Annotated in this window: 7 protein-coding genes; 5 read left to right on the forward strand and 2 right to left on the reverse strand. The window is 67.7% G+C overall.

Annotated elements, in window-relative coordinates; genetic code table 11:
• Positions 1-170 precede the first annotated feature (170 nt).
• A complete protein-coding gene (locus OG588_RS14230) occupies positions 171-1394 on the reverse strand; it encodes a cytochrome P450 (protein WP_405947595.1) in 1224 nt (407 codons plus the stop codon).
• Positions 1395-1803: 409 nt separating this feature from the next.
• On the opposite strand from OG588_RS14230, the gene OG588_RS14235 reads away from it, so the two are divergent.
• From OG588_RS14235 to OG588_RS14255, 5 genes are read left to right on the forward strand one after another with little or no spacing between them, the layout of a single operon-like run.
• Positions 1804-2079 carry a phosphopantetheine-binding protein gene (locus OG588_RS14235; protein ID WP_405947596.1) on the forward strand — a complete coding sequence of 92 codons (276 nt, stop codon included), beginning with the start codon at positions 1804-1806 and terminating at the stop codon, positions 2077-2079.
• A 21-nt stretch (positions 2080-2100) separates the two neighbouring features.
• Positions 2101-3066 (forward strand): chlorinating enzyme, encoded by a 966-nt coding sequence (locus OG588_RS14240; RefSeq protein WP_405947597.1) that lies wholly within the window; start codon positions 2101-2103, stop codon positions 3064-3066.
• 55 nt (positions 3067-3121) lie between these two features.
• A complete protein-coding gene (locus OG588_RS14245; protein ID WP_405947598.1) occupies positions 3122-3781 on the forward strand; it encodes a thioesterase II family protein in 660 nt (219 codons plus the stop codon).
• A 48-nt stretch (positions 3782-3829) separates the two neighbouring features.
• Positions 3830-5146, forward strand: coding sequence for a cation:proton antiporter (locus OG588_RS14250; RefSeq protein ID WP_405947599.1), 1317 nt, complete (start codon positions 3830-3832; stop codon positions 5144-5146).
• A 53-nt stretch (positions 5147-5199) separates the two neighbouring features.
• Complete coding sequence (locus tag OG588_RS14255) at positions 5200-6186, forward strand: trypsin-like serine peptidase (protein ID WP_405947600.1); 987 nt, start codon at positions 5200-5202, stop codon at positions 6184-6186.
• Between the two features lie 1406 nt (positions 6187-7592).
• Here OG588_RS14255 and OG588_RS14260 read toward each other — a convergent pair.
• Positions 7593-8039 (reverse strand): hypothetical protein, encoded by a 447-nt coding sequence (locus OG588_RS14260; RefSeq protein WP_405947601.1) that lies wholly within the window; start codon positions 8037-8039, stop codon positions 7593-7595.
• Positions 8040-8178: the final 139 nt, after the last annotated feature.

The following is an 8178-nucleotide window of genomic DNA, read 5'->3' on the forward strand; positions in this document are numbered from 1 at the left end:
TTGTCCCATCAGTGGTGTTGATCGGGGTCGGGTGCGATCCGGGAGCCTTGGACATAGAGCGGCCCCGGAAATCGTTGACGGACGATTTCCGGGGCCGCTCGTGGGGACCGCGGGGAACTGACGGGGGATGTACTCGTCCCCCGCGGTCGGCTCGGGCAGGCGGTGGGCTGTTATCCCCGGTCCCAGGTGACCGGCAGGCTCCACAGACCGTAGAAGGCGATCTCGTCGCGCACCGGAACCTCTTCGGGGGCGACGGCGAGACGGAGGGTCGGGAAACGACGGGCCAGGGCGGGGAAGGCGACCTGCAGCTCGACCCGCGCGAGCTGCTGTGCGACGCACTGGTGGATACCGTGGCCGAAGGTCACGTGACCACGCGCCGACCGCGTGATGTCGAGGTCATCCGGTGCGGCGAACTTGCCGGCGTCGCGGTTGGCGGCCGCCGTGGAGATGGTGACCATCTCCCCGGCCTTGATGAGGTGACCGTCGACCTCGATGTCCTCAAACGCGCAGCGCTGCAGGAAGGGGAGCACGGCGGTGAACCGGAGCAACTCCTCGACGGCGCGCGACACCGCGTCGTCGTCCGTGGCCTTGGTGAGCAGCTCGTACTGGTCCGGATTGCGCAGCAGCGCGAAGGCGCCGAGGGAGAGGGTGCCGGCGACCGTGTCCAGGCCGGCGCCGAGCAGGGTGAGGCCGAGGTTGATGACCTCGTCGTCGGTGAATTCGCTGGTGACAAGCCCGCTGAACACGTCGTCCGTCGGCTGTTCGCGCTTGGCGATCATCAGCTCGCTCATGAAGCCGCGCACCGCGAGGAACGCCTTTGTCTGCTCTTCGACAGAGGCCTTGCCGCGTCCCAGGGCGTGCATGTGGTCGACGAGGTCGGTGAACTTCTGCCGGTCGTCGTAGCTGATGCCGAGCAGCTCCGCGATGACGACGCCGGGGATGAGGCGGGCAAAGGAGTCGACCAGGTCGACCGGCCCGTCCTGCTTCTCCATGGCATCGAGGCACTCTGTGGTGATCTCCTCGACGCGGTCGGTGAGCTGCCGCATCCGGCGGACTGTGAACTGGCCGGTGATCTGACGGCGGAAGCGGGTGTGGTCCGGCGGGTCCATGAGGGAGAGGAAGCCCGGCGGGACCGGCGGCGGGTTCTCCATGAAGGGGGCACCGTCGATGGGGGCGCGGTGGTGGTTGCTGCCGCTGCCGAAGCGCGCGTCGGCAAGGATCTGCCGTGCCAGAGCGTGGCTGGTCACCAGCCAGCCGTCGACGTCTCCCGAGTAGTGGATCCGGCTCAGCGGGGTCTTCTCGCGGATCTCGGAGAGCTGCTCGGGCGGGTCGTAGGGACAGCCACTGGAGCGTTCGCTGGGCAGCCAGATCGCATCCGGCAGTACCTCGGTCATGTGAATCTCCCTCACAAAGTACGCGTTTAAAAACGACTTGATATCCCGGGAGCGAAATGGCTCCAGCATTGTCGGGGTATTCCGATCACCCAGGGCTCCGTCTTGGATCGCTAGCCGGAGCGGCGGGTCAGTTCTCCTCGCAGCACCCGTACATGCCATATTTTTTGGCTTACCGCCATGGGGGAAATCGGAATACCCCGGGCCCTCTCGTGGAAGGGGGGTGGGTGCTCTGCCGACTATAGGAGGACGGGGTGGCAGGGGATAGGGCGAAGCTGATTCCGGCCCGCTCGGTGTCCCGGCGACAGGACACATCCTTGTTCAACCCGCTCTGAGCACAGGTATGTTCGACATCGGTTCGGTGCACCCAGTAATAGTCGGCACCTCTCAGAGATCGCAGAAGGATGGTTCCATGCCGTCTTCCACGTATGACGACGACGCAGCCCGGTCGCCCGAGATTACAGATCTGGAACACGCCACCATCGCTTGGCTGTGCGAGGAACTAGAGGATTCGGAGATCATCGCGTCGGACAATTTCCTTGATATCGGAGGCCATTCACTAGCCTTCGCCAGACTCAACAAATTCCTCGCGGATTCATTTGGCGTGAACCTCGACATGAAGGTCGCCTACGACGAGCCCCTCTCCATAGCCGTGGCCAAGGCACAGCCGGTCCGGTCACACGCGTAGCCGAAGCCAGGAAGGCACAGCATGGCAACGAGCATCGAGCAGAACCCCCTCTCCCTGTCCGACGAGGAACTCGCGTTCTTCCACAAGAACGGCTACATCGGTCCGCTCACCGTCTACACCCCCGAGGAGATGGACCGGCTGTGGAAGCAGGTCCACCGGGAGACCCTGGATCGCAGCCACGCCGCGTATCCGGAGGTCGACGCAAGCATCGGGGCACCGAACATCTTCAACTACGACCGGCACCTCGACATCGATCTGCTGGTGGAACACATCTGCAACCAGAAGATCGTGGACCGGGTCGCGTCGATCCTCGGCCCCGATCTGCTGTGCTGGCGCTCCGAGTTCTTCCCCAAGTACCCCGGTGACGAGGGCACCGACTGGCATCAGGCGGACACCTTCGCCAACGCCAGCGGCAAGCCTCAGCTGCTGTGGCCCGGCGAGTCGCAGGAGGACTTCGGGGCGGGCACCATCACCGTCTGGACCGCGTTCACGGACTCGACCCGTGAGAACGGCTGTCTGCAGATCATCCCCGGCACGCAGAACAAGATGAACTACGACGAGACGAAGCAGATGGAGTTCGACGAGGGGCGCATCAACGCCGAGGTCAAGGACGGCGTTCCCCGGGGCTTCTTCGGCTACGACTACCGGCAGCTCCAGGTCGACCCCGACTGGAAGCCCAACGAGGAGGACGCCTTCTCGCTGGTGATGGAGCGCGGCCAGTGCGTCATCTTCTGGTCGACGCTGATGCACGCCTCGCTGCCCAACATCAGTACGGGCAAGGACTACCGCATGGGATTCGCCACGCGTTACGTACCTACCAGGGTGCGGGTCTATCCGGACACGGACCACATCGAGGAGTACGGCGGCAGCATCTCCTTGGACAAGTGGGGCGCCGTACTGGCGCGCGGCGGCGACGACTACGGCCACAACAAGATCGCCACCGAGACGCTCCGGGGCACCCCGGTCCGCACGGTGGCGGCGCGTTGACACCCACGCCTTCTGCTCGACAGGGACCGGGGCGGTGAGAGGCGCGGTCGCTCTCGTGCCTCCCTCATGCTGCGGCGCGGGCTACTTCCGCAGGCTGCGCCGTGCACTGCCCGATGAGATCGGTGTCCTGGCGCTGGAACTGCCCGGCCATGGGCGCCGCTACGCGGAGCCGTATCTCACCAGCGCGCCGGCCGTAGTGGCCGATGCGCTGGCCCAGATCGACGGCCCGGTCGACGTCGTCTACGGGGAGAGCCTCGGCGCCTACATCGGGCTCGCCCTGGTGGCAGCACTGAGCGACAGGCGGCGGCCCGCACTGGTGGCGGCGTCCAACGTGCCGCCGTCTCAGCAGCGCAGGGTCACCTCGGAGGACATCGCCACGCTGGAATCGGCGGTCGCGACCCTCGCATCCATGGGCGGAGCGATCACCGACGAGGTACTGGACGATCCGCACCTGGCGGCCGGGGCGTTTGCGATGATCCGTGCCGATCTCCTCCTGGCGCGGTCCTTCGTCGAAACCGTCGGCACGACCACGACGCCGGGGAACGTGACCGTTCTGGCCGGCGATCGCGACACCTCGCTGTCCGAGCTGCCCGCCTGGGCCCGGCACACCACGGGTCGCTGCTCGTTCGAACTGTTGCCCGGCGGCCACCTGTTGGCCGAGAGCAATCCCTCCGGCGTCGCCGGCGTACTGCTGTCCGCCCTGACCGAAGTCTGAGGCGGCAGTGGCGTGCCGGCTCGCCCTCCCACCCTGGAAAGGAACACCGTGACACTCTCCGCAGGCCCGGTTCCTGGCCTGACCGATCATCAGATGCTGGTCTTCCTGCTGCAGTTGAGTCTGCTGATCTCGGTCGCCGCACTTCTGGGCAGGGCTGCCGCACGCTTCAACATGCCGCCCGTCGTGGGCGAGCTCGCCGCAGGCGTGGTGCTGGGCCCGTCCGTGTTCGGGAATGTGGCACCCGGCCTGTCCCACTGGCTGCTGCCGCGCGACCCCGAGCAGATGCATCTCCTGAACGCCGTGTCCCAGCTGGGTGTGCTCCTCCTCGTGGCCATCACCGGAGCACATATCGACCTGGGGCTGCTGCGGCGGAGGCGGCGTGCGATCGGACTCGTCAGCGCCGGCAGCGTGCTGCTGCCCCTGGCCCTCGGGGTCGCGCTGGGCACGCTGCTGCCCGACTCGCTGATGGGCGGGGCAGGCGGCCACGGAACCTTCGCTCTGTTCATCGGCGTGGCCGTGGCGGTGAGCGCCCTCCCGGTGATCGCCAAGACGCTGCTCGACATGGGGCTGCTGCACCGCAACGTAGGTCAGATGATCATCGGGGCCGCGGCGGTCAGCGACATCGTCGGATGGCTACTGCTGTCGATCGTCTCGGCGATGGCGACTCACGGCCTGCGCGCGGGCGTGGTGGCCACATCAGTCGGCTGTCTGCTCATCGTGCTGGCCGCCACGGTTCTTGTGCTGCGTCCGCTGGCGGCGCGGGTGCTGCGTCCCACGCGGCACGCACAGCAGCCCGGATTCAGCCTTTCCCTCATCGTCATCATGATCCTGCTGTCCGCCGCGGGCACGCACGCGCTGGGTATGGAGCCCATCCTCGGCGCCTTCCTGTGCGGCATCGTGGTCAGCTCTCTCGGCACGGCCAGCCGCGGGTCCCTCGACTCCGTGCGGACCTTCGTCATGGCGACGCTGGCACCGCTCTTCCTCGCCGCGGCCGGACTCCAGGTGGATCTCACCACGCTGGCACACCCTTCGGTGCTGCTCGCCGCCGTGATCACTCTGGCCGTGGCCATCGGCGCCAAGTTTGCCGGGGGCTATCTGGGCGCTCGTCTCGGCCGCCTCGACCGCACGGAATCCCTTGCGATCGGAGCAGGTCTCAACGCCCGAGGCCTGGTGGAGATCGTGCTCGCCTCCGTGGGGCTGCGCCTCGGTGTCCTGAACACCGCTTCGTACACCGTCGTCGTCCTGGTGGCGGTCGTGACCTCCGTGATGGCTCCGCCCATCCTGCGGCGCACCACGGGGCGCATCGCCAAGACCTCCGCCGAGGTCGAACGGGAGCGCGAGTTCACCGCTCAGCTCGTCGTCTGACCCCAGCAACAGCTTCCCGTCTTCTCCTCCACCAGTGAACGGAGTTCGCCCCGATGTCCCACCAGTCCCCGGCAACACGAAGCGATCCCCTCATCCGGCTCGGACGGGGCAGAGCGGCTCTGGTCGCCGTGTGTCTGGCCGTCGTCGCCGCGGTCGGTTCATCCGGCCCCGCCGTCGGTGCCGACCGCGCCGCGACCGAGCACCGGGCCATCGTCGACGTACCCGGTTCCCGCAGTACGTCCGAACAGGCTCGCCAGAGCGCGCTCCTGGCGTACTGGACCCCCGAGCGGATCGGCAAGGCCCTGACGAACGAGGCAGCCGGCGACTCCCGGTCGCTCCCTCGGGCACAGGCCGCTCCGGTCGACGGGCCGCACTCCACCGCGGTGGGCAAGCTCGTCTTCGAGCACGCCAACGGGAAGCCCGATGCCTGCACCGGCACCGTCATCAACAGTGACTCCGAAGTACTGGTCCTGACGGCGGCGCACTGCCTGCACGACGGTCCGGGCCTCGACTGGACCAAGAACCAGGTCTTCTACCCGGGCTTCCACGATGGCAGCGCGCCCTACGGAGGGTTCACCGCGTGGAACATCGCCACGTCGCCCGCCTGGAGCATCGGCTCAAAGCCCGACTACGAGCACGACTACGGCATGCTCGTAGTCAACGACAACGCCAGCGGTGAAACGGTCCTCGATGCGGCCGGCGGGTACCAGATCGCGCCGGACATGCGCACCGGCGAACAGGTCTCCCTCATCGGCTACTCCGGTCCGCCATACGACGGCAATCACCAGGAGTTCTGCCAGGACCTGGTGGAACCCACCGTCCCGCCCGTGAACATGTGGCAGGTGGAGTGTCCCAACATGACCCCGGGTTCCAGTGGCGGGCCCTGGCTCCTGGACTACGACTACGACACGGGCACCGGCTACATCGGCGGCCTCAACAGCATCAACGACACCGGGAACTTCATGGCCTCGCCACGCTTCGACAACGACATGAAGACGTTCTACGCACTGATGGAGCAGATCGGCGAAGCCCGACCCTAGGTCCTTGTTGTCGCATTCCCGCCCTCCGGAGGGCGGGAATGCGACAACAAGGACCTAGCATGGCCGCCCGAGCCGGAGCAGGAGGCGTGTGGACCCGTGATCTCCCGAGAACCGGCACCGCACAGCCGGCCGGCCACGCATCCCGACGGCGGCTGGGGGGCCCGGCACCCCTCGCTGCCCGCCCCACCGCTCGATCCCGGATCCGCGCAGTGTGACGAGGGTTCAACCCCCGTCACACTGCGCTCACTTGTGCTGTCCGACAGAAGAATCGAACCGGAGGAAGACGGGCTCCGTGCGGTGCGCGCGGGGTTGCTGTCACTGCTGGGGACTTGTCTGGCCACCGATCCGGCGGACCTCGCCCTCGACGACGGCCCTTGTCCGCACTGCGGTGGCCTCCACGCCCCCTCAGCCGTGTCACCCACGGGTCGCCGGGTGCATTTCGCCACGGTCCGGCACACGGGTCTCGTCGTCTACGCCGTCTGTCCCTTCCCCGTCGGGCTTGGGCTCGCCACTTTCGAAGAGGACGGCACCACGGCACTGGCACAGGCCCGCAAGGCGGCTCGGCTCTCAGCGCACCGGGGAGCCGTTGCCCGAGGCCGGTGTGTGCGTCCCCGCGACGGGTCGGTGCAGTACGTGGTGCGCTACGTCGAGACGGCGCCGGCTTTCGGATGTGTCGTCTCAGTGGTGTGGGAGGTGCCCTACGAGGCGGAGCCCGGGACTCCGTGACCAGGGCTCCGAGGAGTTGAAAGCCCGCCCCGGACGGACTTTGTCGGCGGATTCGGTCAGGCGGTCAGTTCGAGTCCGAGGCGGGCGAAGCGGCTGATGTGGGTGGTGCCGATGGAGTTTCGGTCCACCGGGCGCCGAGGCGGGTCTTGTGCGGCCCGCGGTAGGGGGTGGTGCGTGTCCGTGTCGCCCGGACGGCCTGGGAGATGGTGCCTTCCATTCCGGCGCGGGTGCCGTAGGCGGCCCGCTAGTCGCCGGTGTCCTGCTCGCGTCGGCGCTGGTCGAGGACCTGCTGCTGGGGCCGGGTGAGCAGGGTCAGCCTGCGGCCCCACTTGCTCTTGGCGCTGGTGCACGCTGCGCACCGGGCAGGCGTCGCAGTCGGCCTTGGCGAAGTGGACCCGGATGATCTCGGTGCTGATGGGTTTGCGCTGCTCGGACCAGCTGACGCTGCTCCGGTCTCGGGGCGGGTAACAGTGCGGGCCGGCCAGTTGACGGTGAAGGCGCCTTGTCCAAGGCCGTTTCCGGCGCAGCCCTGGGCGGTGGTGTCGGCGAAGGCCGGTCCCGTCGGTGGTGACCACGGTCGTGATCAGGCGCGGGGTATCCGGCTCGCAGGTCTCGGTGAAGTGGACCTTGTGGCCGTCCCCGCCCGCGCCGCGCTTGACGCTGTAGCGGGTGTCGGTGTCCTAAGGGCTGGACAGCCTCAGCCTGCCCGGCGGGAGATCTCTGCCCTCCCGCCGGCGCACCCCCTTCCCGTCCTCATCGCGGTGCAGGTGCTGCACCCACGCGAGTGCGTGGACGGCCTGAAGCAGCGCGAATCCGTCCTCTTCCACGGCCCGCGCCCACTGCCGCCAGGCGTCAGCTCCTTTGAGGACGGGGAAGGAGTCGATGCGCTTGCCGTAGCGTTCGAACCACTGCGGCGCGGCGACCTGTTGCATCCAGCCGGGAGCTGCGCCGGCGACCGCACCGGACCACCCCCGGCGCGGAAACGCCGAAGCGAACTGCGCGTCCTCGAACAGCGGACCGAACTCATCCCGGATCCGCATGGCTGGACAGCCCTTGCAGAACACAGCGCGAGCCACCCGCGCGGTGGCCTGCGGGACGGACGAAGCAGGCACAGGGCGCAGCGACATCACAGCCCCTCCTTGCCTCCCCGCACGATGGAACCGAACCTCCGTCAGACTGCGCGATCAATCAAGATCGCCAAGAGCGGTCACCGAATCCGCCGGCAACGTCCGGACGGGGTGGGCTTCCGGCTCCTCGTGTGTACGG

This window comes from Streptomyces prunicolor (assembly GCF_045162825.1).
In the GTDB taxonomy this organism is placed as follows: Bacteria; Actinomycetota; Actinomycetes; order Streptomycetales; family Streptomycetaceae; genus Streptomyces; species Streptomyces prunicolor.

Bases quoted from the DNA above. Each gene is read 5' to 3' on its own strand.
- OG588_RS14230 (WP_405947595.1), bottom strand. From the start codon at position 1,394: ATGACCGAGGTACTGCCGGATGCGATCTGGCTGCCCAGCGAACGCTCC.
- OG588_RS14255 (WP_405947600.1), top strand. From the start codon at position 5,200: ATGTCCCACCAGTCCCCGGCAACACGAAGCGATCCCCTCATCCGGCTC.
- OG588_RS14235 (WP_405947596.1), top strand. From the start codon at position 1,804: ATGCCGTCTTCCACGTATGACGACGACGCAGCCCGGTCGCCCGAGATT.
- OG588_RS14260 (WP_405947601.1), bottom strand. From the start codon at position 8,039: ATGTCGCTGCGCCCTGTGCCTGCTTCGTCCGTCCCGCAGGCCACCGCG.
- OG588_RS14240 (WP_405947597.1), top strand. From the start codon at position 2,101: ATGGCAACGAGCATCGAGCAGAACCCCCTCTCCCTGTCCGACGAGGAA.